General features: G+C 36.7%; 26 protein-coding genes and 1 tRNA gene. 24 read left to right on the top strand and 3 right to left on the bottom strand.

Annotation, left to right across the window (positions count from 1 at the left end; translation table 11 throughout):
- Positions 1 to 9 precede the first annotated feature (9 nt).
- Positions 10 to 3,582 carry a lamin tail domain-containing protein gene (locus ACFQ39_RS00430; RefSeq protein ID WP_377175325.1) on the bottom strand — a complete coding sequence of 1,191 codons (3,573 nt, stop codon included), beginning with the start codon at positions 3,580 to 3,582 and terminating at the stop codon, positions 10 to 12.
- 60 nt (positions 3,583 to 3,642) lie between these two features.
- Between ACFQ39_RS00430 and ACFQ39_RS00425 the strand changes: the two genes are divergently transcribed.
- From ACFQ39_RS00425 to ACFQ39_RS00330, 20 genes are all read left to right on the top strand, one after another.
- On the top strand, positions 3,643 to 4,122 hold the full coding sequence (locus tag ACFQ39_RS00425) for a regulatory protein RecX (protein WP_377175323.1): 480 nt from the start codon (positions 3,643 to 3,645) through the stop codon (positions 4,120 to 4,122).
- A gap of 68 nt (positions 4,123 to 4,190) precedes the next feature.
- Positions 4,191 to 4,637 carry a GatB/YqeY domain-containing protein gene (locus ACFQ39_RS00420; protein ID WP_377175321.1) on the top strand — a complete coding sequence of 149 codons (447 nt, stop codon included), beginning with the start codon at positions 4,191 to 4,193 and terminating at the stop codon, positions 4,635 to 4,637.
- Positions 4,638 to 4,682: 45 nt separating this feature from the next.
- Positions 4,683 to 4,979, top strand: coding sequence for a GIY-YIG nuclease family protein (locus ACFQ39_RS00415; RefSeq protein ID WP_377175319.1), 297 nt, complete (start codon positions 4,683 to 4,685; stop codon positions 4,977 to 4,979).
- A 7-nt stretch (positions 4,980 to 4,986) separates the two neighbouring features.
- A tRNA-Arg gene (locus ACFQ39_RS00410) sits at positions 4,987 to 5,060 on the top strand.
- 342 nt (positions 5,061 to 5,402) lie between these two features.
- Positions 5,403 to 5,699: a Bor family protein gene (locus ACFQ39_RS00405; protein ID WP_377175317.1), complete on the top strand. Its 297-nt coding sequence runs from the start codon at positions 5,403 to 5,405 to the stop codon at positions 5,697 to 5,699.
- A gap of 45 nt (positions 5,700 to 5,744) precedes the next feature.
- Complete coding sequence (locus tag ACFQ39_RS00400; RefSeq protein ID WP_377175315.1) at positions 5,745 to 5,948, top strand: hypothetical protein; 204 nt, start codon at positions 5,745 to 5,747, stop codon at positions 5,946 to 5,948.
- Between the two features lie 189 nt (positions 5,949 to 6,137).
- Complete coding sequence (locus ACFQ39_RS00395; protein WP_377175312.1) at positions 6,138 to 7,448, top strand: M24 family metallopeptidase; 1,311 nt, start codon at positions 6,138 to 6,140, stop codon at positions 7,446 to 7,448.
- Positions 7,449 to 7,484: 36 nt separating this feature from the next.
- Positions 7,485 to 7,931, top strand: a complete 447-nt coding sequence (locus ACFQ39_RS00390) for a GNAT family N-acetyltransferase (protein ID WP_377175310.1) — start codon at positions 7,485 to 7,487, stop codon at positions 7,929 to 7,931.
- Positions 7,932 to 7,935: 4 nt separating this feature from the next.
- The gene (locus tag ACFQ39_RS00385) at positions 7,936 to 8,448 is read left to right on the top strand and encodes a DinB family protein (RefSeq protein WP_377175307.1); all 513 of its coding nucleotides are present in this window, start codon (positions 7,936 to 7,938) and stop codon (positions 8,446 to 8,448) included.
- A 188-nt stretch (positions 8,449 to 8,636) separates the two neighbouring features.
- Positions 8,637 to 9,350 carry a porin family protein gene (locus ACFQ39_RS00380; RefSeq protein ID WP_377175305.1) on the top strand — a complete coding sequence of 238 codons (714 nt, stop codon included), beginning with the start codon at positions 8,637 to 8,639 and terminating at the stop codon, positions 9,348 to 9,350.
- Positions 9,351 to 9,417: 67 nt separating this feature from the next.
- The gene (locus ACFQ39_RS00375) at positions 9,418 to 10,272 is read left to right on the top strand and encodes a hypothetical protein (RefSeq protein WP_377175302.1); all 855 of its coding nucleotides are present in this window, start codon (positions 9,418 to 9,420) and stop codon (positions 10,270 to 10,272) included.
- Positions 10,273 to 10,321: 49 nt separating this feature from the next.
- The gene (locus ACFQ39_RS00370) at positions 10,322 to 10,945 is read left to right on the top strand and encodes a TetR/AcrR family transcriptional regulator (protein WP_377175300.1); all 624 of its coding nucleotides are present in this window, start codon (positions 10,322 to 10,324) and stop codon (positions 10,943 to 10,945) included.
- A gap of 221 nt (positions 10,946 to 11,166) precedes the next feature.
- Positions 11,167 to 12,678, top strand: coding sequence for a DUF1254 domain-containing protein (locus ACFQ39_RS00365; protein ID WP_377175297.1), 1,512 nt, complete (start codon positions 11,167 to 11,169; stop codon positions 12,676 to 12,678).
- Between the two features lie 23 nt (positions 12,679 to 12,701).
- Entirely contained in the window at positions 12,702 to 14,129 is a 1,428-nt protein-coding gene (locus ACFQ39_RS00360) for a DUF1254 domain-containing protein (protein WP_377175295.1), read from the top strand.
- Between the two features lie 237 nt (positions 14,130 to 14,366).
- Positions 14,367 to 15,461 (top strand): BamA/TamA family outer membrane protein, encoded by a 1,095-nt coding sequence (locus ACFQ39_RS00355; RefSeq protein WP_377175292.1) that lies wholly within the window; start codon positions 14,367 to 14,369, stop codon positions 15,459 to 15,461.
- A gap of 136 nt (positions 15,462 to 15,597) precedes the next feature.
- Positions 15,598 to 16,866, top strand: coding sequence for an MFS transporter (locus tag ACFQ39_RS00350; RefSeq protein ID WP_377175290.1), 1,269 nt, complete (start codon positions 15,598 to 15,600; stop codon positions 16,864 to 16,866).
- A gap of 47 nt (positions 16,867 to 16,913) precedes the next feature.
- A complete protein-coding gene (locus tag ACFQ39_RS00345; RefSeq protein WP_377175288.1) occupies positions 16,914 to 17,477 on the top strand; it encodes a GNAT family N-acetyltransferase in 564 nt (187 codons plus the stop codon).
- Complete coding sequence (locus ACFQ39_RS00340; protein WP_377175286.1) at positions 17,470 to 17,721, top strand: CBU_0592 family membrane protein; 252 nt, start codon at positions 17,470 to 17,472, stop codon at positions 17,719 to 17,721. The genes ACFQ39_RS00345 and ACFQ39_RS00340 overlap by 8 nt, the downstream gene beginning before the upstream one ends.
- A gap of 156 nt (positions 17,722 to 17,877) precedes the next feature.
- A complete protein-coding gene (gene cls / locus ACFQ39_RS00335; RefSeq protein WP_377175284.1) occupies positions 17,878 to 19,359 on the top strand; it encodes a cardiolipin synthase in 1,482 nt (493 codons plus the stop codon).
- Positions 19,360 to 19,478: 119 nt separating this feature from the next.
- Positions 19,479 to 20,657 (top strand): MFS transporter, encoded by a 1,179-nt coding sequence (locus ACFQ39_RS00330; protein WP_377175282.1) that lies wholly within the window; start codon positions 19,479 to 19,481, stop codon positions 20,655 to 20,657.
- 36 nt (positions 20,658 to 20,693) lie between these two features.
- Here the strand turns inward: ACFQ39_RS00330 and ACFQ39_RS00325 are convergent, their stop codons facing one another.
- Positions 20,694 to 21,101 carry a DUF2721 domain-containing protein gene (locus tag ACFQ39_RS00325; protein WP_377175281.1) on the bottom strand — a complete coding sequence of 136 codons (408 nt, stop codon included), beginning with the start codon at positions 21,099 to 21,101 and terminating at the stop codon, positions 20,694 to 20,696.
- Between the two features lie 67 nt (positions 21,102 to 21,168).
- Positions 21,169 to 21,939 carry a hypothetical protein gene (locus ACFQ39_RS00320; protein WP_377175279.1) on the bottom strand — a complete coding sequence of 257 codons (771 nt, stop codon included), beginning with the start codon at positions 21,937 to 21,939 and terminating at the stop codon, positions 21,169 to 21,171.
- A 166-nt stretch (positions 21,940 to 22,105) separates the two neighbouring features.
- Here ACFQ39_RS00320 and ACFQ39_RS00315 point away from each other — a divergent pair, with 166 nt between their 5' ends.
- The 4 genes from ACFQ39_RS00315 to ACFQ39_RS00300 all read left to right on the top strand — a co-directional run bounded on the left by ACFQ39_RS00315 (position 22,106) and on the right by ACFQ39_RS00300 (position 25,666).
- On the top strand, positions 22,106 to 22,639 hold the full coding sequence (locus ACFQ39_RS00315; protein WP_377175276.1) for a GNAT family N-acetyltransferase: 534 nt from the start codon (positions 22,106 to 22,108) through the stop codon (positions 22,637 to 22,639).
- Positions 22,640 to 22,655: 16 nt separating this feature from the next.
- Complete coding sequence (locus ACFQ39_RS00310; RefSeq protein WP_377175274.1) at positions 22,656 to 23,312, top strand: PliI family lysozyme inhibitor of I-type lysozyme; 657 nt, start codon at positions 22,656 to 22,658, stop codon at positions 23,310 to 23,312.
- A 158-nt stretch (positions 23,313 to 23,470) separates the two neighbouring features.
- Entirely contained in the window at positions 23,471 to 25,117 is a 1,647-nt protein-coding gene (locus ACFQ39_RS00305; protein ID WP_377175272.1) for a beta-N-acetylhexosaminidase, read from the top strand.
- Positions 25,118 to 25,216: 99 nt separating this feature from the next.
- The gene (locus tag ACFQ39_RS00300) at positions 25,217 to 25,666 is read left to right on the top strand and encodes a YybH family protein (protein WP_377175269.1); all 450 of its coding nucleotides are present in this window, start codon (positions 25,217 to 25,219) and stop codon (positions 25,664 to 25,666) included.
- The last annotated feature ends 20 nt before the right edge of the window (positions 25,667 to 25,686 follow it).

Here is a 25,686-nt window from a genome sequence, read left to right as displayed (position 1 = left end):
GTTTATTTTTTATTTATTAATAATTAGTTTTTTGTTGTAAACCGTATAATCATCAAACTGTAATTGAACAATATAAAAATGATCTTTGAGATCTTGTTTTTGTAGAATCCATTCATGATGATTTAGTTTTCGTTCTATTATACTCCTTCCTAGAAGGTCAAAGACCTCAGTTTTTATAATTTTTTTCTTACCATTCGTTTCAAAAAGTATCGCTTCAGGATTCGTTTTTACTGTCACCTCGACTTCCAATTCATCCGTATCAAAAATTAACTTTTTTTCTTCTTTGAAAAACAACTGAAATCTATCGTTGTATGCTTCATTTTTGCCTAAACTAAATTGATAGCTGTTTTTCATGTCGTGAATTACATTCATTGATTTGTCGTATAACAACACTTTTCTTTCTAATAATTCACCTTCAGCTCTATCTAGCTTCAGGTTTAATTCTATCGCTTCTTCGATATTCTTATTAAAACCTAAATGAATAACCTGCTCTTCATGAAAGGGTTCAAGACCTTGAATAATAAACTTATTTCCTTTGTTTAAGGAATAAAATGAAAGTAGATTTTCCCCAGGAGGAAGCAAGGCGTCATGTTGAGGATCAAATGCAGATGTTGCTTCTGCCGAAAAGCCTAATAATATTTGATGGTAAATTCCTTCACTATTGCTTACACTCAACCAGATTCTATCTTTTATTTCATTTTTAAAGAAAATATTGCCCGGATCTTTAACGCGCATGCCATTGTTGAACTCTAATTGACCGGCTTTTTTGGCATTGACAAAAACACCTTGGCAAGATGCGAGATATCCTGAGGGTTCTAAGCCGTCATCAGCTGCTTTTATCCCGCCAGTTCCCACAACGTAGGCAGCGTAATTTGAAGAACTGTATTTGCCATTATTAGCTGATGAATGGTGTGTCCAGAAATAAACCGCCCCATTGATCAAGTTTGCGTTGTTTTCATTGGCCAATAATTGATGAATATCGATGGGTGAAGGATATGGGTTTCCAATAAAGTTCCAATTATTATTTAGAACAGTATCTTTTGAGCTAATTTGAATGGGGACCAATATTTTACCGTTGTTTATACTTCCTTTAAATACAAATTGTTGTTCGCTCTTGAAGGGAAGTAAATTTTCTGCCATAGCTGTATAGCCCCTTCCTTTAGCCATTGTTTCTTGGGCAATCTGCCAACCTTTTAAGTGATTGTCTTCATAAGAGTCTTTATCGTTATCTTCAAATTCTTGCGTGTTAAACCAAAAGAAGGAATTTGGATTTGAATTTGGGAACACTTTTCTAATTTCTGCCCCAACCACCGGGGATGACCAATAGATATAGTCATTTGGCTTAAGATTGTTTACCGTTTTATGGATCTCAAAATCATTTCCGCTTACTAATCCTTCATCGTTTGACGCTGTAATCGATCCCTCATGATCAACAATTACTTTACCCTTGTTCACAATGTCATTTACTATTTTAATTGAATTCCCCGCTGATATTTCTACTTGAACATTTTCATCAACAATCATATGACAAGCTTCAAACTCTCCGTGTATTTGCGTATTATAATTACTTTTTATTGTAATTGGTCGAATTATTTCTGGCAGTCCGTTTGTCCAAGTGCCATTTTCAAACACTACGGATCCTATATAGTGTTCTCCTAATTTTTCATTATATCCATTTTTTGCGCTATTTACTGCTTCAATACTTAATGTATTCCAATGGGTAGGATCAAAAACCGAAAAGGGTTTTGCGTCTTCACAACCATATTTGCGCACATAGCTTGCCGATTCTGTCCATTGACCGGCTGTACCTATTACATCAATTCTATTTTCCCAACTTTTTTCTTTGTTATTAGAAGAAATCAGTAAAATATCATTTCCTGTTATCCTTGCTGTTGTACTCGATATTTTTGGAAGATTTAAAGCGTAGTTAGGTTCCACGGCATTTGGGTCATGAAATAATATACTTTCACCTGGTTCTAGAGTGGGTATAGCTTTGGTTACTGTAGGCTTTTCATTATGAGGATTAAAGGCCATTTCATTGGTATAAGCACAGAGATAGAATTCTCCCTCGTGGATAATATGAGAGCTCGTATTTGTAATTTCTATCCACTTGTTTGAACCAGTGCCTTGATAGTATTGCGTGATCAATAATGGCCCGTTTGTTTCACCACCCACTTCAGCATATATTTTCAGTCTGAAGTCGGTTTGAGAAGGATCATTATTTTTTATAAGAATTTCACTATCAAAGAATCCCGTTTTATCAGGTAAAAAAGACAAAGTGAAATTCCTACTACCACCGGGTGGTATAATGATTGAATTTGGAGCCACTAGTTCAAAAATATCCGCATGATAAAGGAGTGTGAAGGAAGAAATCTCAAGGTCGGCAATACCTTGGTTTCGAATGGTGAATTCTTTTGAAATTGGCGTATTTGAAATAGTATGTGTGCCAAAAAAAGTATTGTTTTCATAAATGGTAGCAGGGCTATTACTAATAATTTCGATACCATTTCCGAAAAGGGTTATCTGAGGAGATGCTTCCTTACAATAAGAGTTATGCCGATTAAAATCAGAAATATCTTCCAAGCTAGCTATTATCCATTCTTTCTGATTAAAATCACTTGTTGGGAAATTTATTTCGCGCTTTCTTCGCAAGGTTATGTTTTCATAAAAGGGAACAGAGTCACCTATTTTGCCTATTAAATCAATGATCTCTCCATTTTGGCGTAATGCAATTTTATCGTCTCCTGTAAAATCAAGTACTGCAGAATTTGTCGATAGTTGAGCGTTTATGTTTAAATTTTCTGTTTCATCTTCAACGAGAAAGACGCCGTATGCGGGAATTACTCCTTCAAGTTTTAAGGGGCTGATGTGTTGTTCACTGCTATTTCTATAGGATACCAAATCATAGTTACTTAGATCAATTGGCGAATCAGATGGATTATAAATCTCTACATAGTTATTTCTATGATTTGAAGATGATGTTCCTTCGGCCAACTCTGAAATCATCAATTGGCTACATGGAACAATTTCAATTCCCTCCAATTTAATATTGTCAAATCCGGCATAATCCCCTTGTGCATTTTGTTTTACACTTATAATCAATTCAACCGTTTTTGCATAATTGGGAATATTGATAAACTCTGATTTCCAAGTTTCGGTATTCCCTTCTGTACCTGGAGCGTATAGCATGACTTCTTCCAGAGCCTCTTTATTGATGATCAGTTGATATTTAATTCTATCAGTACTGTTGTATCCTTTGAAAAAATAATCAAATGAAAGTTGAACTTGTCTAAAAGAAGATATATCAATTTCTGATAAATAAATGGATTCGAAATTGGAACTTCCACAATCACCCTGAAGATCTTCAATAGCCCAAAACTGAGTGCCTTCAGTGGGTAAGAGATCTTGCCAGCTCGTTTGGTAATCCCATGTATCTCCATTACTCGTGCAAGGTTGTGTTGAAAAAGTTACTGGATTCCAAGTGTCTTCGGAAGTTTCGAAGCCTTGTTTAGCGATCAAAGTTTGTGATTGGATTGAAATTGAACATACAAAACACAGAAAAAGGGTAAATGTTGGTTTCATAAGGTATGGCTTTGTGTATTTATTAGATCTACATTACATTTGATTTTTAGTATTTATGGCATGGAAAGAAAAAGGTTAACATATACAATTGAAGAAGCCACAATTCTTTTAGAAAGATATTGTGTTTACCAAGATCGCTGTCATGCAGAAGTAGAGCAGAAGTTAAGAGAAATGCATATTATTCAAGAAGGACAAGAAAAAATTATTTTACATTTATTAGAAAATAATTTTTTAAATGAAGAACGTTTTGCCAAAAGCTTTGTTAGAGGAAAGTACGGTCAAAAGGCCTGGGGTAGAGTAAAAATAAAAGCTGCTTTAAAACTTAAAGGAATTTCAGAAAGGAATATAGCATCTGGATTTAAAGAGATTGATGAAGATGTGTATTTGTATAATCTCAAGAATTTGGCTAATAAAAAATACAATCTCATTACCGAATCTAACTCATACCAAAAGCGCCAAAAATTATATTTATTTTTAGCTCAGAAAGGATATGAGCAAGATATGATTAATGATGTAATTAACCCATATTTTTTAGATTAAAAAGAGAATTTCGTAAAGAATATTTGCCGATCTTTTTAGTATCTTTGCTGGCCTAAATCAACAAAAGGATGAGTTTACAGACAGAAATAATGGAGCATATTAAAACAGCCATGAGAGCAAAAGATACAGTAGCTTTGGAAGCGCTTAGAGCCTTGAAATCTGCTTTCTTATTGGCGAATACGAGTGGTACGAATGTCACCTTATCTGAAGCTGATGAACTTAAAATTGTTCAGAAGTTGGTAAAGCAAAGACAAGATAGTGCTGCAATTTATGCAGAGCAGGGAAGAGCTGATTTGGCAGAACCAGAATTAGCACAAGCCAAAGTTTTAGAACAGTTTTTACCTCAACAATTATCAGAGGAGGAATTAAAAAAAGCGATTGAAGAAATAATTACCCAAACGGGAGCGAACTCGATGAAGGATATGGGGAAAGTAATGGGAGTGGCCTCAAAATCATTAGGAGGAAAGGCAGATGGTAAAGCTATATCTGATGTTGTAAAGAAACTCCTAAGTTGAAAATAGGAAGAGAATATTTAAAGAGATTATAGGTAAAATGGCCCCGTGGCGCAACTGAATAGCGCATCAGACCTGCCTGCCGGCAGGCAGGTTTCGGCAAAAGTAAAAATGTATTATGTTTACGTTTTAAATAGTGTCAATTTTGATAGGAACTATACGGGTTTCACAAAGGATTTGGATCGGCGAGTAAGAGAGCATAATTTAGGTAAGAACAAATCAACGAAGGCATATGTCCCATGGAAGCTCATCCATGTTGAAGAGTTTGAAGAGAGGTTAGAGGCAAGAAAAAGAGAGAAGTATTTAAAATCTGGATCAGGAAGAGAATATTTAAAGAAATTATAGGTAAAATGGCCCCGTGGCGCAACTGAATAGCGCATCAGATTTCGGCTCTGAGGGTTACAGGTTTGAATCCTGTCGGGGTCACGAATAAATCAAAAAGCAAGCGAAATCATAAAGCTTGCTTTTTTGATTTTCAAAGCGGAGCTTTAGAGGATCATCGCAGATAATCCTTTATCACAATTAATTGCCAATCGCAATCATAAAGCTTGCTTTTTTGATTTTCAAAGCGGAGCTTTGGAGGATCATCGCAGATCATCCTTTGATACAATTATTCGAACAAGCTAAATCTTATAGCTTGATTTTTTACATTTTGACAAACGCCGAGTACAAAAATTAATGAGATTTTTGGAGCAAAATAATTCATGAATTTTCTCTTTGGAATTAAATAAAACCATAACTTTATTAGTCATATTAAATTTCTTAATAATGATAAAAAGAACATTAAAAATGGCTGTCATGCTAATGGCCACTGGAATTTTATTTACCTCTTGCTATTCTTATACTACAGTTGTAGGAGAAGGCGCAAAAGGAAATGATAAAACGACAAAATGGAATCATTACTTGATCGGAGGACTTGCTCCAATCGATGTATCAAACCCCAAAGATTTGGCAGGGGGAGCTGAAGATTACAATGTAAAAACTGAATTGAGCTTTGTGAATGGGCTCGTAAGTGTTTTGACATTTGGTATTTATTCTCCAACAACCACAACCGTTACAAAATAATTTTACTCTATCAGGGCCATCTTTTTAGATGGCCTTTTATTTTTTATGGCAGTTAAAAAAGTGATTCATATCGTTTCTCTGGGTTTCTTATTGTATTATTTGGTAAAATTGATCTACCTCTTATCGCTGGGCTTCGCCCATTTATCAGAATTTGGCTATGGTTACTTGACAGGTGTCCTTATTTTGATCTTATTGTTTGCTTTTATCGCTTTTAAAACTAAAAGGAAACCTAAAAAGCACGAGGTTTAATCAGAAAGACTTACGCTTCAGGCTCCTTTAAAATTTCTCCAAAGGAATTACTAAATTTCACAGTCCAGTAATAAGTAGTGATCATTAGAGAAATCTAAGATAAAAGCGGCTAAAATTTTCACTGTTATCCAAGGAAATTGTATCTATTTCCTTAACATTGTAAATTAATAGTTCCTATCATCTTATATCATGAAAATAAACCTAATTATTTGTCTTTTTTTTACTGCTTTCCTTCATGCACAAATTTTACCTGAAAGAGATCGTGCCTTATTAAGAGATGAAATCCTTGAAGATAGATTCAACAATCTTTTACCTCAATTAATGGATAAAACAGGTATCGATATGTGGCTGATTATATCAAGAGAATATAACGAAGATCCTGTTATGCGCACTATGCTTCCTTCAACTTGGTTAAACGCTAGAAGAAGAACGATTCTGCTCTTTTACAGAAATAAAGAGAAAAACACCATTGAAAAATTAGCAGTTGCTCGTTATAACGTAGGTAACAACATTCAATCGGCCTGGAACAAGGAGGTGCAACCAGATCAATGGTTAGCCTTGGTGAAAATAATCCAAGAAAAAAATCCAAAGAAAATTGGAATAAATACTTCAACCCATTTTAATATAGCTGATGGCTTGGTAAAAACAGATTATGATGAATTGATTTCAGTTTTGCCAAAAAGCTATCAAGACAAAATAGTTTCTGCCGAAAAACTTTCTATTGCCTGGATCGAAACTCGAACTCAAAAGGAAATGGAGCTTTATCGGACATTGGTTACAATTACTCATGATATTATTGCTGAAGCTTTTTCGAATAAAGTTATTCAACCCGGTATAACTACTTCGGATGATGTAGTTTGGTGGATGCGTCAAAAAGTGACTGACTTAGGTTTAGAGACCTGGTTTCACCCTACGGTTGATATTCAAAGAAAGGAAGAGCCTTTAAAAAGTCATATTGAATCCTTTTCTAAAGGTGAAAAGTCTGACGTTATCATGACTGGAGATCTGCTTCATTGCGATTTTGGCATCACCTATATCGGTTTAAACACAGACTGCCAACAACACGCCTATGTACCTAAAAAGGGTGAAACTTCTGTACCTGCGTTTTTGGAAATGGCTTTTAAAAAGGGAAATAGGGTTCAGGATATTTTTACCGGAAATTTTGTTCAGGGCGAAACTGGAAATAATATTTTACGCCAATCTATAGATCAAGCCAAGAATGAAGGGTTAAGGCCTTCAATTTATTCACATCCACTTGGCACCTACGGACACAGTGCAGGGACAACTTTCGGTATGTGGGATGCGCAAGATGGTGTTCCTGTAAATGGCGATTACCCACTTCAATATAATACAGTTTATGCCATAGAGTTGAATACAACGGTCAACATTCCTGAATGGGGAAAGGATATCCGAATTATGCTTGAGGAAGATGGTTTTTTTGGTGAGACTGGTTTTCGTTACGTAAATGGAAGACAAGAGTCTATCAGGATGGTGAATTAATCTGATTTTATCTGATTGATTTTAAAGCTATTATGAATGATGCTAAAATTTCGAAAGGCAGAAATAAAAGATCAATCTCATTTAAACCAAATCAGCCTTGCATCCAAAAAATATTGGGGGTATCCTGATGAATGGATTGAACAATGGAAGGACGATCTCTTTATTTCGATTGATGATATCACCCAAAATACTGTTCAGGTTGCCCAGTTTAAAGAAAAAATTATTGGATTTTGTAGTGTATCTGAGGAAGGGGATTTTTTTGAGATAGATCATTTATGGATTTTACCCGAATTTGTTGGAAAAGGTTATGGTAAAAAACTTCTCGACTATACATTAGGTTTAGTTAGTCATAGTACAAAACCTATTCAGGTTGTTTCGGATCCAAATGCGGAAGGTTTTTATAAAAAGAGTGGATTTATAACAATTGGGAAAATTGAGAGCTATCCGCCCGGGAGATTTTTACCTCTGATGAGAAAAATATGAAAAGATGGATCACATAAAAATCACCAAAGAACTAGATAGAAATAGACTTGTTTTTAAAGATCTATTATCGGCACTTTCAAAAGAGATGTACACATTTAAACCAAGTCCTGAGAAATGGTGTATTTTAGAAGTGGTATGCCATTTATACGATGAAGAAAGAGAAGATTTTAGATTGCGAACTAGGCAAGTACTTAAAAATCCTGAAAAAACACTACCGTCATTCGATCCATTGACTTGGGTAAATGAAAGAAACTATTTGGAACAAGATTATGAATTGATGTTGAGTAACTTTTTAAAAGAAAGAGAAAAATCGATCATTTGGTTAGAAAAACTCGAAAATCCAGATTGGAAAAATTCATATGTACATCCAAAGTTGGGAGCAATGAGTGCAGCTATATTTTTAGCGAATTGGTTAGCTCACGATTATTTACATCTCAGGCAAATCACCAAATTGAAATATGATTATGTACAAGCCATGACAAATGAAAATTTGACTTATGCAGGGACGTGGATTTAGAATTGCATGAAATTAGTCTCTTTTGTTAAAGATGTATTTAATGACTTGAAGATCATTTAAATAATTACTTTATCTATATGGATTTGGTAATTTTTACATTAACTTAGCTTGTGAATAAACGAAGTCTTTTCCATTGATGCGCTCATTTATTGAAAAGATAAATTCGTTCCTCAACATCCAGTTTCGTCATGAAATGGTTTAAGCTTTTAGGATTATTTGTTTTTTTAGAATTTACTTTCTTAACCCTATGCAATGCACAAGCAGGTCTCTTGGTCTTGATCTTTGGAGATAAAGTGGCCAGTGAGAATTTTCATCTGAGTTTAGATGCCGGACTTACTATTTCTGATCTGCCGGGTCTTGACCAGGGATCTTCAGGCGCGGGCTTTTATTTTGGTTTGGGTACGTACATTAAGCTCACCGATAAATGGTCCTTGGCACCCGAATTCAAACCGGTATCACCACTAAAGATAAGAGGTTTAAATGATGTTTTTATGGGGATAGAAATTCAAGACCCTGACGCATATATTAAAATCAACTATATAGATGTTCCTGTTCTTTTGCAGTATCAAATGTCGAGGAGGTTTTCAATAGCCGCCGGACCACAGATTAGTTTTCTGAATTCGTCAAAACTAGTGACAACCGGGAAATTGAGTACAGGAGAAAGTGTAGAGATAAAGGAGAATTTAAAACCGATCATGAATGATTATCATTTCCAAATTCCACTCCAGTTGTCCTACGCTCTGTCAACCATGAGGGGAGGTAAAGGACTTGATATTAAACTAAGATATAATTTTGGTCTGGGAGATGTCTTTTCAAACAATGAACTCTACTCTAGCAATACTTCTGTTTGGCAAATTTTTGTCAGTTTTCCCTTTATTAATTCCTCTGAAACAAAAGAATAAATATATAAGTAGTAAATTTTAACAGGATCAAATTGAATTTTCCCCAATTAATATTCACAGAAAAACGATGAAAAATAAACCATTATTCTTTCTCCTGCTGCTATTATTGGCAAGTTGCGGGTTGAATCAGAAAAAAAGTGAGGTTGAACAGGATAACTTAAGTGATCAGACCGCTCTTTTAAAAAGAATTTCCGAGCTCAAAACTTTGGGTTACGACATTGTAGATTATCATGCTCATTTAAAAGGAGGACTCACTATGGAGGATTTGCTAGAACATTCAGAGAAAACTGGTATTTCTTATGGTGTTGCCTTCAATGCAGGTATTGGTTTTCCGATTACTGACGATACAACTTTATTAGAAAATTATCAAAAATACAAGGATTTTCCGGTCTATATGGCTATGCAGGCGGAAGGAAGAGAATGGGTAAAAATGTTTTCGGATGAAAGTATTGCTACCTTTGACTATGTTTTTACAGATGCCATGACCTGGACAGATCATAAAGGAAGAAGAATGAGGCTATGGATGCCTGAGGAAGTCTTTATAGATTCTGAAAACGACTTTATGGATCAACTTGTGGAACAGATAGTTTATGTGATGGAAAACGAACCAATTGATATTTATGTGAATGCAACTTTCTTACCAGATGTACTGCAGGTGAATTATGATGTTTTGTGGACGGAGGAACGCATGAATAAGGTGATTGAGGCAGCTGCAAAGAATCAAGTGGCCATAGAGATCAATGCGCGGTATAAGATACCCTCTGCCAGGTTTGTCAAAAGGGCAAAAGCCGCCGGTGTAAAATTCAGTATGGGAACCAATAATGCGGATAAAGATATGGTAACTTTAGATTATCCCATCGAAATGATAGATGTGTGCGATTTGAAACCTATTGATTTTTTCAAACCTGATAAGAAAAAATGAACATTGAATATTCGGTTTAGACTTTTAATTTACGCATTGTCCGAAAAAAATGGAGTATCTTTATGTTCATCGCAGACCCATGGATACTTTAAATTTTTGGATAGAAAAAGGATATGAGCATTTTGGCTTATTTGGCCCAGAAAAACTCAGTATCAAAAGAATTGCAGAAGATAATGCTGTATCCAGAACAACCTTTCATTATTATTTTAAAAGTCAAGAGGAATTTATTGATGAGCTTCTTCGATACCATTGTGACCTTCACAAAGTATTTTGTGAATATGGAAAGGCGAATTGTAAAAATTATATACCCGATTTGCACGAAATGATCGTCCATTTTTCATTAGGATTTAAATTTCACAAACAATTATTTAATCATCAAAACATTCAAAAATACAGGGAGGTTTTTCAAAACTGTAACAAAATTTCTGGCCGGGAGTTCGTTGTTCAGATGTTCATCAACCATTATAATTTACCCCTAACTTTTGAAGATGCATGTTCTTTGCATGAATCGTTAACAGAAACTTGGTATTCCCGTCTAGATCTTGAGAATATGGAACTAAGTCACCTAATAAGACTTACAGATGAAATTATGGAGCCCTTGCTTCATTTGATCAAAAATATCCAGATAAAAACAAGAAAAGAAATCATTAGTCTTCCTCTTGAACTCATTTGACATCCCTGTCAAAACAATTGGCATTTAGACCTTAACTTTGGTAGGCATTTCAAATAAGAGATGCCTGTCGTGTTATGAAATTGTTGCATTTTGATCCTAAACAAACCCTTCCTATTTTGATTTAATAAGTAAATCAGTTTGGATTTAGATTTATCGTAAAGAGCGAAAAATTTTATATCAAATATACAGACGTATAGAAAGTTATACCAAACAGTAGAATCATGAAAAACCAATTTAAGCTACGTTTTAATTTAAAAAATTTCACATTGAGTATTCAAGCCATTTTAGTTGCAGCTGTTTTGCTCATTGTCGCTTGCAATCCTGCTCCTAATGGAGAAATACAAGGACAACTATCACCTGAAGAAGCAAAGAGCATTGCCAAGGAAGTTTTTTTATGGGGCATGCACCCTGTGGCTATTTATCACCTGCGCTACAATTATACCCAGAATGATTTGAGCCCCATTAAAGTTGGTTTAAACCGGATTGCATGGTTTAGGAAACCTATGAAGGCCATGCCAAAGGTGGCCACTACACCCAATGCCACTACGCTTTATGGCACCGGAATGTTTGATGTTTCAAAGGAACCGATGGTCATTATAGTTCCTGATATTAAAGATCATTATTGGAGCGTACAGCTCTTTGATAATTATGCACGTTGGGGACACATGATTGGTAGCCAGTTTAATGCACCGGGTAAAGTTCAGCGTTTAATTCTTGGCCCTGATTGGAATGGTTCATTACCGGAAGGTTTTGCCGGAGCCGATGTTGTCCAGTCAAAATCAAATTTTGTTGGTGTATTGGCGCGTGTCGCACTTACAGATAATACAGACGCAGAGTTGAAGATTGTCAACGGCATCCAGGATGGCATCACAGCTATGACGCTCAGCCAATGGAATGCAGCCGGACGGAAATTAGTTCGTGCAGAAGATGTTCCAGGCACCATCGCTGATTACCCTACCTATCCTGGCATGGAAACAGTAAAAGAACCCGGAAAATTGGGTGGAGTAGAATTTCTTAGATGGGTAGGACTCGTTCTGAACGATCCTAGTTTCAGCAAACAAACAGACGGACATAAGGAGATAGAAGCATTTAAGCGTTTCGAACGCTTGGGTTTAAAAGAGGGAGTTGCCTTTGACCCCGACCAATTTACGCCCGAAATAGTAACCGCCATTGAGGAAGGTATTGAAGAAGCCAAAAATGATATTCAGGCCTTATCTGAAAAAGGAGTTGGATTTAACAAGAACGGTTGGGATTTCACCAGTGATTTGGATTACAAGGATACCGATTGGTTAAGCCGGGCGCGCTATGGGTTGATCGCCGTTTTGGCGCCGGTACCATCTCGATCCCATACGGGTTCACTTTGTATGAAAGATTCTGAAGGAAGGCCATTAACAGGAGAGCATAACTATACCATTACCTTTGATCTGGACGATATGCCACCAGTTACCGAGTTCTGGGAAATGCCCCTGTATGACAACGCAGGTTACTTTGTTGACAACCCACTGGATCGCTATTCACTGAACAGTTATATGCTTGAGCGTGGACAACTTCATACGGCAGATGGCAAACTAATTATCTATGTTCAGAAGGATGAACCCATTGATCCAAATAAGAAGAAAAATTGGTTGCCGGCTCCTGACGAAGGCTTTCAGTTTGCCGCCCGATTTTATGGCGCTTATACACCACTAATTGACGGAAGCTATAATATTCCTGGGGTAGTGCGGGTAGATTAAATTGATTTAATAAAAAACAAAAAATGAAGAAATTAGCGAAGATCACCTTACGTATAAAAATCATCCTATTTGCGGTTGTAGTGCTCGTTACAGCATGCACTACAGGCACAAAAACAGGCGTACAAAATCTAACACCAGAAGAGACAAAAAATCTTGCTAAAGAAGCCTGGTTATTTGGAATGCCTTTGGTCATGTTCGAGAAACAGATCGATTACAGCACCCATGTGACCCAGCCAGAGGAAACCCGGTCACCGATTAACCAATTTGTCCACTATCGAAAGTTCGTCGATGCTTCGAACCGCTCTATTGTTGGTTTTAACGTAGACAACCTCTACTCACTTGCCTGGATCGACATCAAGGACGAGCCGCTCGTGCTTGCCGTGCCGGCCATGGGGGATCGCTATTGGATGATGCAGATCGTCGACGCATGGAATGGCGTACCAGCAGCGCCTGGTTCCAGAACGCACAGTGGTGATGACCCACACGTCTTTCTCATCGCGGGGCCAGACTGGAAAGGTACAGTTCCTGAGGGAATGGAGCTACTGCGCTCGCCTACAAACCTCGGCGGCATCGGAGGTCGCACCTACTGTTCGGGAGACGAAGACTATGTAACTGTCAACCGGGTTCAGGATGAGTATATACTCATACCATTATCTGCTTGGGGTAAGTCCTACACATCCCCTGAAGTTCCATTGAAAGATGGAGCTGATGGCAAGACATTAGTCAACGAGCAATTGATGGCGCTTAGTGCTGAACAATTTTTCAGCAATCTCAATCGACTCTTGGTGACAAACCCGGCCTATGTAGAGGATAATCCGATGCTTGAAAAGATTCGTAAACTGGGTATCGCTCCAGGTATGCCATTTTCCATAGAAGGACTCGCTGACGATTTAGTCGAGGCTCTCGAGGAGGGAGTAGCGCAGGGAAAAGCGTCTATGGGAGCAGAGATGAAAAATCTTGGCAAGATGGTCAATAACTGGGGGCTAACCTATGACATGGGGCGCTATGGAACGAAATATGCGTATCGTGCTGCATGGACTTTCGTCGGTATCGGTGGAAACGTTATCGAGGATGCCTTCTATCCGCTCGCGCTGAACGATATCAACGGAAAACAGCTCAGCAGCGAGCACAATTACACACTCACTTTTGAGAAAGGTGAATGGCCTCCCGCCGCTGCATTCTGGTCTTTAACCATGTATGATTTGGAAGGGTATTTGGTCGATAATCCATTGAATAGATATGCAGTGGGTGATCGAAGCAACATGAAGCCTAATTCAGATGGGTCGCTTACCATTTACATCCAGCCCGAATCACCAGGAGCAGATAAAGAAAGCAATTGGCTTCCTGCTCCAAAATCTGGACCATTCAAAATAGCACTGCGTTTATACGCTCCTATGACAAAAGTGATTGACGGTTCTTGGGTACCACCGGGAATTGTGCCTCAGAAGTAGCTAATTTCGAAAAAAATAGAACCAAAATGGAAAAATTGGCAAAAATCAGGTTTTATATGATATGACCACTTCTGGATTTGTTCTTAGGGCTGGTTCTAATTTTTAATTTAGATTTGGTCTTTTTAGTTGGATGGTCGTTAGAAATTAGGAATGACTTTGAAGATTAAAACATGATTCCAAATCAATATGATTTCTTAATAGTGCAAAATGGAAAATAGCATAAAAAAATGGTTCCACATGCTCATATACTTCTGGATTGGAATCTTATCCGGACAGGAAGAGCAGGTTTTAGACACTATTTTTAATAAGGATACTAAGACTTTTTTAGCTGTACCCCTCATCACCAATGACCCGGTTATGCAAACCGGATTTGGTGGACTTGGCTTATTCTTTTTTAAAATAAACCAGCAAGATCAGAAATCACCACCTTCCTTGGTTTCACTTTACGGTATTTATTCTACCAATGACAGTTATATGATTACCCCTTTTGCCAGAATTTTCTGGGGAGAAGATAGAAATAGAGCAGCTTTTGGAGTAGGTAATTTAAGGGTCAACAATGATTTTAAATACGAGGATTATGACGGCGATTTTAGATTGGTTTATACTGAGATGAGAACCTTTATGACCGCTGAATACAGTAAAAAGGTATGGCGTGATTTTTATTTGGGAATACTTTATCTGGGCACTCAGACCAGCTATGCGTTTAACAGAGGAACGCAGGAAGAAAAGGATTTTACAAAAGCGTTTTTTGAAGAAAACGGTATTCAAGATAATTTTGTATCGTCTATCGGACTTAATCTTTCCTTTGACAGTCGAGATTACCCTTACTATCCAACTCGTGGATTGAGTTTTAGTATCAGGCCAAAGCTCAACGCAGATTGGTTAGGCAGTGATAATGATTATGTAGATACTGATTATGAGTTTACCTATTTTTATTCGCTCAGCGATGATAAGATCTTGGCTGCGAGTTTAGCGGGTGGATTTGCCTTTGGAGATGTGCCCTTTGACGGCTATCAAAATTATGGAGTGAGAAACAGTTTAAGGGGCTATGAAACAGGAAAGTACAAAGGTAGAAACATGATCGCCAGTCAGGTAGAATTGCGCTGGCGTTTTTATAAAAAATGGGGTGCAGCTTTTTTTGGTGGAACGGGAAGTATTTGGGGTAATGAAAACAACGGGGAGGAGGAATTTGAGCGAGCCTGGTTACCAAGTGCCGGGTTGGGATTACGCTATATGGTCTCAAAAGAGAAAAGAATCAATATTCGCTTAGATTACGCATTGGGCGTAGATGGTAATCAGGGCTTGTATTTTGGGGTAATGGAGGCTTTTTAATCGGTTGCCTCATCGCATTGCAACCCCCACATCCATAATTTTCAGATAATAGGTATATTTGATAAAACCTATAGCAATTTATTGTGCAAGGTAAATTCCGGATAAAACTGTGCTCGAAAAAAACAACAAACGTCTGATGAATGCCTGGGCCTCTTTTGATTGGTCTAATTCTGTCTACAATTTAATTGTTACCACTGCTATTTTTCCTATTTATTATATCAGTACAACTGAAACTGCTTTTGGTGGGGAAATGGTCAAATTCTTTGGGCTGTCAATGAAGAACTCTGTACTTTTTTCATATGCTATTTCCTTTTCTTTTTTGGTTATCGTTTTTCTTTCTCCGGTACTTTCGGGTATTGCCGATTACGGCGGATTGAAGAAACGCTTTATGCAATTCTTTACTTACTTAGGATCATTGGCCTGTATCGGATTATTTTTCTTTACAGGTGAAAATATCGAATATGGGATCGCCTGTTCTGTTTTGGCAAGTATAGGGTATGCAGGTTCTTTGGTGTTCTATAATGGCTTTTTACCCGAAGTGGCCACGCAGGATAAAATGGACAGTGTAAGTGCCAGAGGGTTTGCCATGGGATATATCGGTAGCATTATACTGCTTATAATTAATCTGCTTCTATATCAAAACTATGAATTCCTTGGTTTTGAAAATGGCGGATCGGCAACGCGTTTTGGATTTATTTTAGTGGGTATTTGGTGGATGGGTTTTGCACAAATCTCTTTCTACTTTTTAAAAGACCGAAGTACTGGGAATCGTTTCAGTTTTCAAGTTTTAAGTCAGGGAAGAAAACAGTTAATGCAGGTGTTCAAGGTCATCAGGCAAAAAGAAGTAATGTTGAGGTTTTTATCGTCCTTTTTTCTTTACAGTATGGGCGTGCAAACCGTTATGTTATTGGCTCCGCTCTTTGCTGATAAAGAGATAGGGATGGGCGCCGATGAAATGATCTATATTGTCTTGATTCTACAGATTGTGGCTGTAATCGGCGCTTATTTCTTTGCGTGGTTGTCCGAAAAAAAGGGGAATGGATTTGCCATTAGTTGCACTTTGATCATTTGGATCACGATCTGTGTTTCGGGATATTTTTTACAGCAAAAAGTAACTTTTTACAGCTTGGCAGGTTCTCTGGGATTTGTAATGGGTGGCGTTCAGTCGCTTTCGAGATCTACTTATTCAAAATTGATCCCCTCGGAGACACAAGACACAGCCTCCTTTTTTAGTTTTTATGACATCACAGAAAAGATCGCTATCGTGATAGGTTCAATGGCTTATGGTTATATAGACCAGGTGACCGGAAGTATGCGTAACAGTATGATTTTTATGTCGGTCTTTTTTATAAGTGGTTTCATTTTACTTCAAACAGCTAAATTGAAAAAAAACATAGCGGCTTGAGGTTTTATGTGATTTAAATTTTATAAAAAATATTGTGTTTATTTGTTATGGAGAGATATATTTTCACATCTGAACGGATTGGATTCCGCAATTGGATAAAAGAAGATCTGTCCGAATTTGCAATGATGAATGCAGATGCCCAAGTAATGGAGCATTTCCCTAACATATTAACTCTTTCTGAAACCAAAGATTTTATCAAACGACTGCAGGATCATTACATCGAACACGGTCATAATTATTTCGCGGCTGAGTTAATAGAAACAGGCGAATTTATAGGGTTTATCGGATTGGCTTACCAGGATTATCCTACAAAATATACACCTGCCGTAGATGTGGGTTGGCGATTAAAAAATTCTGCTTGGGGAAAAGGTTTTGCAACGGAAGGCGCAGAGCGATGTTTAAAATTTGGTTTTGAGGAATTGAAATTGAAAAGAATTATTTCAACTTGCACCGAAATAAATACAAGGTCAGAAAGGGTAATGAATAAAATCGGCATGCGTAAAGTCGGTTCCTTCAAACATCCGAAATTAAGTGAGCACCCCGATTACGAAAATTGTATTTGTTATCAAATAACACAAAACGAATGGAAACAAAAAATATCAAATGACTAACACAGACTGGATTGGTTTTATAGGAGTTTTTCAAATATTACTTGCGTACTTTTTGAATGTAACAGGTAAGGTCACCCATAAAGACTTATCGTTTATTCTACTCAATACAATTGGTGCCGGGATGGCTTGTTTAGCCTCTATTCTCATACATTACGTTCCGTTTATAATTCTTGAAGGTGCCTGGACATTGGTATCGCTTATTTCTCTTTTAAAGTTTCTCAGTGGCAGTAAGCATTACCAATAAATCATATATATACGAAACGAGAATCATTTCAAAATAGATGTTTCAAATAATTATGTTGTATTTTTATAATGAAGAAAGATCATTTTAAAGTAAAATTTAATCACTAATTTTCTATTATTTGTTAACCGATTAATAAAAATACCATAAACTGCTCTCATGCGATTTTTCGATTTTAATGTCAATTCATCAGCCGTAATAATTGTTTTAATCCTTTACGGATTCGTATTGGTATTTACTATAGTTAGAATTTTGTTGGACACAAACTCTACACCCAAAACCTTAGCGTATATTCTTTTAGTCGCCCTTTTTCCGGTATTGGGGGTTCTCTTCTTTTATGCTTTTGGAGGTGATTACAGGCATGTAAAAATTACAGCTCATCGTTATAAGGAAGCAGTCGCACTAACAAGAGCATTTAATAAAGAGAACAAGGATAATACTTCTGCTTTATTGAAAGAATATGAAAATGATTTGATGCAGTATAAAGACTTGGTAAAATTTATTTACAAGCACAGTCATGAAAACCTAAATTTCAACGATTACCATTTGCTTGAAAATGGCGAAAATAAATTTCCAGAAGTCTTAAAAGAGTTAGAAAAGGCAAAATCCTTCATTCACATAGAATATTATGCCTGGGAAAATGATGTGAGAGGAAACCAGATCAAAGAGGTACTTCTTAAAAAGGCCAAAGAAGGGGTGAAAGTTAGGGTGTTGGTAGATGCTTTTGCAAGTCGAGGCATAGAGAAAAATATTGTAAAGGAATTGAACGAAGGTGGAGCTGAAGTACATCCTTTTATCAAGATTATTTTTACGCGATTGGCGAGTAGAACCAACCACAGAGATCACAGAAAAATAATCATCATAGATGGCGTGGTAGGTTTTGTAGGTGGAATAAACGTCTCAGATCGATATGATAATTCTATTGATACCGGTTTGTATTGGAGAGATACACACGTAAAAATAATGGGAGAGTCTGTAAATAATTTACAAAGGCATTTTATTATTTGTTGGAATGCGGCTGACCAAACTAAAAACCTGACATTTAAAAAGGAATTATTTCCTAATTTTCCTGAAACAAACATCAATAAAGAAAAAGAATTAGCTCAGATTGTTGCCGGAGGTCCTTTGGATAACATATCCAATATCATGCTCACCTATTTTAAGATCTTCACGCTCGCCACTCAAAAATTGTACATAACTAATCCTTATTTCGTGCCTAATTCAAGTATTTTAAATGCCTTGAAACAAGCAGCGATTACGGGTGTTGATGTCCGGATTTTAGTGCCTAAGAAATCTGATTCTGCGTTGGTTGGAGCAACTACAAATTTTTATTTTAAAGAACTTCTAGAAGTTGGGGTTAAAATTTATCTGTACGAAAAAGGGTTTATTCATGCAAAAACACTTGTTGCCGATAGTTATGTGAGTGTAGTAGGAACGGCCAATATGGATTTACGGAGTTTTGATTTGAATTTTGAGATCATGTCTGTCATATATGGTAATAAGTTTGCTGCAGAAATGGAAAGAAACTTCTTGTCGGATTTAGAAAACAGTGAATTACTTAATTATGCAGATTGGATGAAGCAGAGTAATTGGACATTCTTAAAATTCGCTACAGCCAGATTAATTTCCTCTTTCTTGTAAGATAGGACTCAAACTAACTGAAAAGTATATGATCCTCTCTTTCGATCTTTCGCTTTTGACAGATTCAATATTTTTATTTGGTAAGTCAAGTCTTGATCTCACAGTAAAAAAAATATAAGATGAAATCGCCGAGACACATATTAGCCATTATTGTTTTCGCTCAATTTTGTTGTGTTTCACTGTGGTTTGCCGGTAATGGTGTAATGAATGATTTAGTGGTGAATTTCAACCTTCAGGAAAGCGCATTAGGACACTTAACTTCAGCTGTGCAATTGGGATTTATCGCAGGCACCTTGATTTTTGCTATTTTAACAATTGCAGACAGATTTCCTCCGTCGAAAGTATTTTTTGTATGTGCTTTGATTGGGGCAATATTCAATTTAGGAATAATTTGGAAGGGGAATGGTTTCTTGAGCATTCTTGTTTTAAGGTTTTTTACTGGTTTTTTTCTTGCAGGCATATACCCGGTGGGGATGAAAATTGCAGCAGATTATTTTGAAAAAGGGTTGGGAAAATCTTTGGGTTTTATTGTGGGAGCCTTAGTCATTGGTACTTCATTTCCTCATTTGTTAAAGAACTTATCTAACCTTTTGTCGTGGAAATTTGTTTTGATTAATACTTCTGCTCTTGCGGTTCTAGGAGGTGTTCTGATGGTTTTTTTAGTACCCGATGGACCATTCAGAAAACCTGGTCAAAAAATAGATCTAGGGGCATTTTATAAAGTCTTTGAAAATAGTGAATTTCGTTCAGCGGCTTTTGGTTATTTTGGTCATATGTGGGAACTATATGCTTTTTGGGCTTTTGTTCCTATTATGATTAAAACCTATGCCCTAAGCCATCCGGAAAATTCCTTTAATATTCCTTTTTTGTCTTTTTTGGTGATTGGTATAGGTGGCTTATCATGTGTGCTAGGGGCTTATCTCGCTCAAAAGTTCGGAACTAGAAGGATTGCCTTTTTTGCACTTTTTGCCTCCTGTATCTGTTGCCTTGTTTCCCCCTGGATATTCACCTTGGAAAGGGAAAACATTTTTGTTGGATTTTTAATTTTATGGGGGATGGTTGTTATAGCAGATTCACCCCTCTTTTCTACCCTTGTTGCACAAAATACATCTCCTGAAATGAAAGGAACAGCGCTTACCATTGTCAATTGTATCGGTTTTGCAATCACAATCATAAGTATCCAATTGATAAATGTGCTCAGAGAATTTTTAGATATCAATGATATTTTTATGATCTTGGCAATCGGACCCATATTTGGCCTGATCGCATTAAAAAAAGTCCCACAAAGCCTTGATTAAATATAATCTGCAGCCTTCCTAAAGATTGTTATTTATTTACGTCTTTTTTGAACGGGATTCAAGATCTCCGAGGTGGAACTCTAGGGCCTCTACCGAGATTTGAATTTCACGAATTAAGAGGGCCAGCGATAGGATTAGTAGAATTAAGGCAAACCCAAAAACCCAAACGGCAATCAGGTGCTGCTCAATATAGATCAGAAACATGGTGAGTACACATAACAACAAACTCGAGATACCAAAAATTTGCATAGACCTTGTTAAGTAAAGTCTTTTGCGCAAATTTTTTATCTGGCGTATAAGCTTTTCGTCCTCTTTCTCTATATACTGGTCTTTCAAATTCCTGACGACTGCGGCATAGGCCAAAAATCGGTTCGTATAGGCCAGCATGATTAATGAAATGGCTGAGAAGAGTAGAGCAGGAGTTGTAAGTGTTAGCTGTTCCATGTAAATTTTTTTCAAATTTACTTAAAGTTTACTAGCTTATTCCCTTATCAGCCATCGCTGTTTCCTATTATTTTATGGTCATCACTCTTTCATAAATAATTCTCCTTTCAAAACCATTGGGCATTAAATCATCCATTTTTGTTTTATCGAGTACATCATTCCATGCTGCTGCGTTTGGAGAATTATCAGAAGTTTCTGTAAAGCGTAAATAATTCAAAGCATCAGAAAGTTTATTGAATCCATCTACAGTAAATACTGAAAATCTATCTTGATTTCCTGCCGGATAAATGACAGATGACATGCCCCAATAAGTCATCCCATTTAAAATATTTTTAATACTCGCTTCATGTAAAGGTTTCCAAAGAGACCTGTTTTCTTGTATAAAAGCATTCCTGTCTGTTGGTTTTCCATAGTTTACAAGAGCATATTTATATTCTCCGGGTACATGATCTTCAGATTGTATGTAATAATCAAAGGTTGTTGTGGTAAATGAGCTGGTTTCAATGCTTTCGGGTTTTATGTTGCCAAGGGCGTCTAAATTGTCATTCCATGCTTTTTCAGGATCCATTTTATCAATACTTTCATAGGTGTTCACAAATACATAATTAGGTGTGGAAGTGTCAGCATTAGTAATACCTACTTTACGCCATAAAGACCAAGATTGCATTTGCCCTTTTTTAACAGCTGCCTGGGCAACTTTAGACCAATGCTTTGTTTCCCTTTCCAAGAATTTTTCTTCCTGATCTGCTGGAACATGTCTGTATTGTAAATAACTAATTTGTCCGTAAGTCGCTATAGACATGAGCATGACGACTAAAATTAAAAACAATTTTTTCATAATAAGAATAGATTAGGGGTTAGATTCCTTTTAAAGTTACGAAATTTATAATATGTTTTTGCAAATTGTAAAATCTAAGTAATTTGAGGTCAATTCATTGCGATTCATTTTTGTTCAGAAGAGGATTTAACTAAATTCCACTTATATTTAAAAAAAATGTAATTACATGAATTCTGAAATGGAAAATTTTGAAACCGAAAGATTGTATTTGAGACCCACTAATAAAGAAGATGCGGACTTTATCTTGGAATTGATGAACACCCCCAAGTGGATGAAGTTCATTGGCGACAGAAATGTAAAGTCTAAAGAAGCTGCTGAAGCCTATATTGAAAATAAGATTTGGGTACAGCATAAACGATTGGGTTTCTCGAACTATACGGTCATAAGAAAATCTGATGGGGTAAAAATGGGATCTTGCGGTTTATATGACCGTGAAGGATTGGAAGGGGTGGATATTGGTTTTGCATTTTTACCCCAATATGAAGGACAAGGATATGGTTTTGAGGCATCTCAGAAAATACTTGCATTGGCGTTTGACAGATTCGGACTTAAAAAAGTAGTGGCAATAACAGATAAGAGAAATGTTGTTTCCCAGTCTCTACTTAAAAAACTGGGACTAATCTTTGCAGGTGAAATTACACTTGAGGGAGATGATAAGAAATTGTTTTTGTTCGAAAAGAGGAATGACATATCTTCGTAATAACAATTTTCTTAATATGAAAACATGTATTAAATTTTCTTTGCTTTTATTAATCCTAGTAATGGGTTGGTCATGTAAACAAAAAGTTGAATCAAAAACAGAAGTAAATGAGCTTCCAGTTGAGGAAGTTCAAGAAATTGACGGAAATCGCACGAATAAACTTCCAAGTTTTCAAAAGACATTGAGCTTACAAGGGATTACTTTTCAGATTAAAACTGAGGGAGAAGGATCCATCAGAAAATTAACCATCGCACCAGAAGGTTTGAGTATGGATGCGTCAAAAGTGGAAATGGAAACAGATGGAGCCGTGATGAATGCAGAAATTGAGGACCTCAATTCGGATGGATATCCTGAAATATTGATCTACACCACTTCTGCAGGTAGCGGTAGTTATGGAAATGTGATCGCATACAGTGTAAACGGAGGAAAATCTATAAGCCAGATTTCTTTTCCGGAAATTGAACCTGACAGTGAAGCCGCAAAAGGATATATGGGCCACGACGAATTTGCGATTGCCGAAACAACATTGCTCAGGAGATTTCCCATATACGAAGAAGGTGATTCCAATGCTTCTCCCACCGGAAATATTAGACAGATCCAATATAAATTAGTAGATGGGGAAGCTTCTAGAAAGTTTGTGGTTGACCAGGTAATTTTGATACCGAAAAACTAATTGACGTTTTAGTGGTAAGGAATACGTTAAAGAGAACACGAGATTCCTTTAAAGTATTAGAACTTTAGGGTGATTTTGATCAAAAAAAATCTGTGAACCTTATATAGTCGATATTCGTAAAGTCATGGGTAAAATAAATTGAGACAAAAAGATAGATGATGAGGTTTATTATTTTAATAATTACGGGGCTTTTGATGATATCATGTCGGAATTCGCACATAGAAACCATCAATTCTCTGGCGGATTATCCAATTATTCCAAAACCGAAAATACTCGAAATAAAGAAGGGTCGTTTCGTTTTGTTGTCGGCAACACAGCTAAATGCCTCTTCAGAATTGATAAACGAAGCGAATTACTTGCGGGATATGTTGAATCAGGTGGCAGATATTTCTGTAAATATCGCTGAAGAATACACTTTGAAAGGAAATATTACGCTTCGTTTGGTTCCGGAAATCTTGAATAAGGAAGACTATAAATTGTCGATTAGCCAACAAAGTATAATTATTTCAGCCAATTCACCTGCCGGTATTTTCTACGGTATCCAAAGTTTAAGACAACTACTACCTCCTGAGATAGAAAGTAAATCAAAAGACCACTTGGCGATTACTATCCCTGCGGTGGAGATCGAAGATGGGCCCAGATACGCTTACAGAGGAATGCATCTGGATGTCGGTCGACATTTTTTTGATTCATCCTACATTAAAAGGTATTTAGACCTAATCGCAATGCACAAAATGAATACGTTTCATTGGCATCTCACCGAGGATCAAGGATGGCGGATCGAAATTAAAAAATATCCAAAATTAACAAGTATAGGAGCTTACAGAGATGGAACAGCCATTGGTTTGGCTGGCACCAAAAATGCGCCTTATACCTATGATACGATTCGTTATGGGGGTTATTATACCCAGGAGCAAATTCGGGAAGTCTTAGATTATGCAGCTAAACGACACATTGTAGTAATTCCAGAAATAGAATTGCCTGGGCATTCTTCTGCGGCACTTGCGGCCTATCCGGAGTTTGGAAATAACCAAGGTCCATATGAAGTTGCGAAAAGGTGGGGGATTTTTACTGAAATCTATTCACCCAAAGAAGAAACATTTACTTTTTTAGAAGAAATATTGACAGAGGTAATGGAGCTTTTCCCGAGCAAATACATACATATTGGCGGTGATGAAGTCCTTAAAAAGGAATGGGAAGAAAGCCCTTATGCCCAAGAGCTAATAAAAAGAGAAAATTTGGGAGATGAAAAGGGATTGCAAAGTTATTTTATCAGGCGAATTGAATCATTCCTGAATTCTTTTGATAGAGAAATTATTGGATGGGATGAAATTCTTGAAGGTGGTCTTGCACCTAATGCGGTCGTGATGTCCTGGAGGGGAGAAGAAGGCGGTATTGAAGCTGCAAAACAACATCATAAAGTGATTATGACACCTGGTACACATTGTTATTTTGACTATTACCAAATTGACGGGGAGGAACAAAAGAATGAACCGCTCACGGGAAGTAGTAGAGTGACTACAGTTGAGAAGGTGTATTACTATGAACCAACACCTGAAATTTTGTCTGAAACAGAAAAAAAATACATTCTTGGTGCCCAAGGGAATGTTTGGACAGAGTATATGCCCACTTTTGAACATGTTGAATACATGGTTTTACCAAGAATGACTGCCCTCTCTGAGGTACTTTGGTCCAATAAGGAAAGACGAGATTGGGATGATTTTCAAATGCGATTGCAAACCATGACACAAAGGTTTGACGCTATAGGTTATCGATATGCGAAACACAGTCTTAAAATGGATTGATCCTTTGAGCAAATTATTTGCCCACTTTGAAAATCGTATAATTTTGTGTTTGATTAAAAATAGGGTACAGACCAATTGAAACAAACAAATGAATTATAAATGAAAATTCCGTATGTAACGCTCGTTTTATTGACACTTTTAATTTCTTGTAAAAAGCAAATAGGAGATAATATTGTGGAGAATTCTAAGAACGAAATTCTAAAAGTTGAGGGGGAATTTGCTGAAATGGCGCAAAAGGAGGGGATTAAAAAAGCTTTTCTTTTTTATGCGGCCGAAGACGCTGTCTTGATGAGGGGAAAAAAAATGATCAAAGGAAAAAAATCACTACAATCCTATTTTGAAGAAAATAGCAATTCGGATAAAAAAGTTAGCCTTACTTGGAAACCGGATTTTGTAGAGGTGTCCAATTCAGGTGATTTAGGCTATACCTACGGAAAGTATGTCTTCCGATCTACCGATTCTCTGGGAGTAGTTATTACCGATGAAGGATTTTTTCATACTGTTTGGAAAAAACAGAATAACGGCGACTGGCGTTTCGTTTGGGATTAATTTACATTTTATCGATTCAA

The sequence above is a fragment of the Namhaeicola litoreus genome (genome assembly GCF_042679565.1).
Lineage (GTDB): Bacteria > Bacteroidota > Bacteroidia > Flavobacteriales > Flavobacteriaceae > Namhaeicola > Namhaeicola litoreus.
This window is presented reverse-complemented; position numbering and strand designations above follow the sequence as displayed.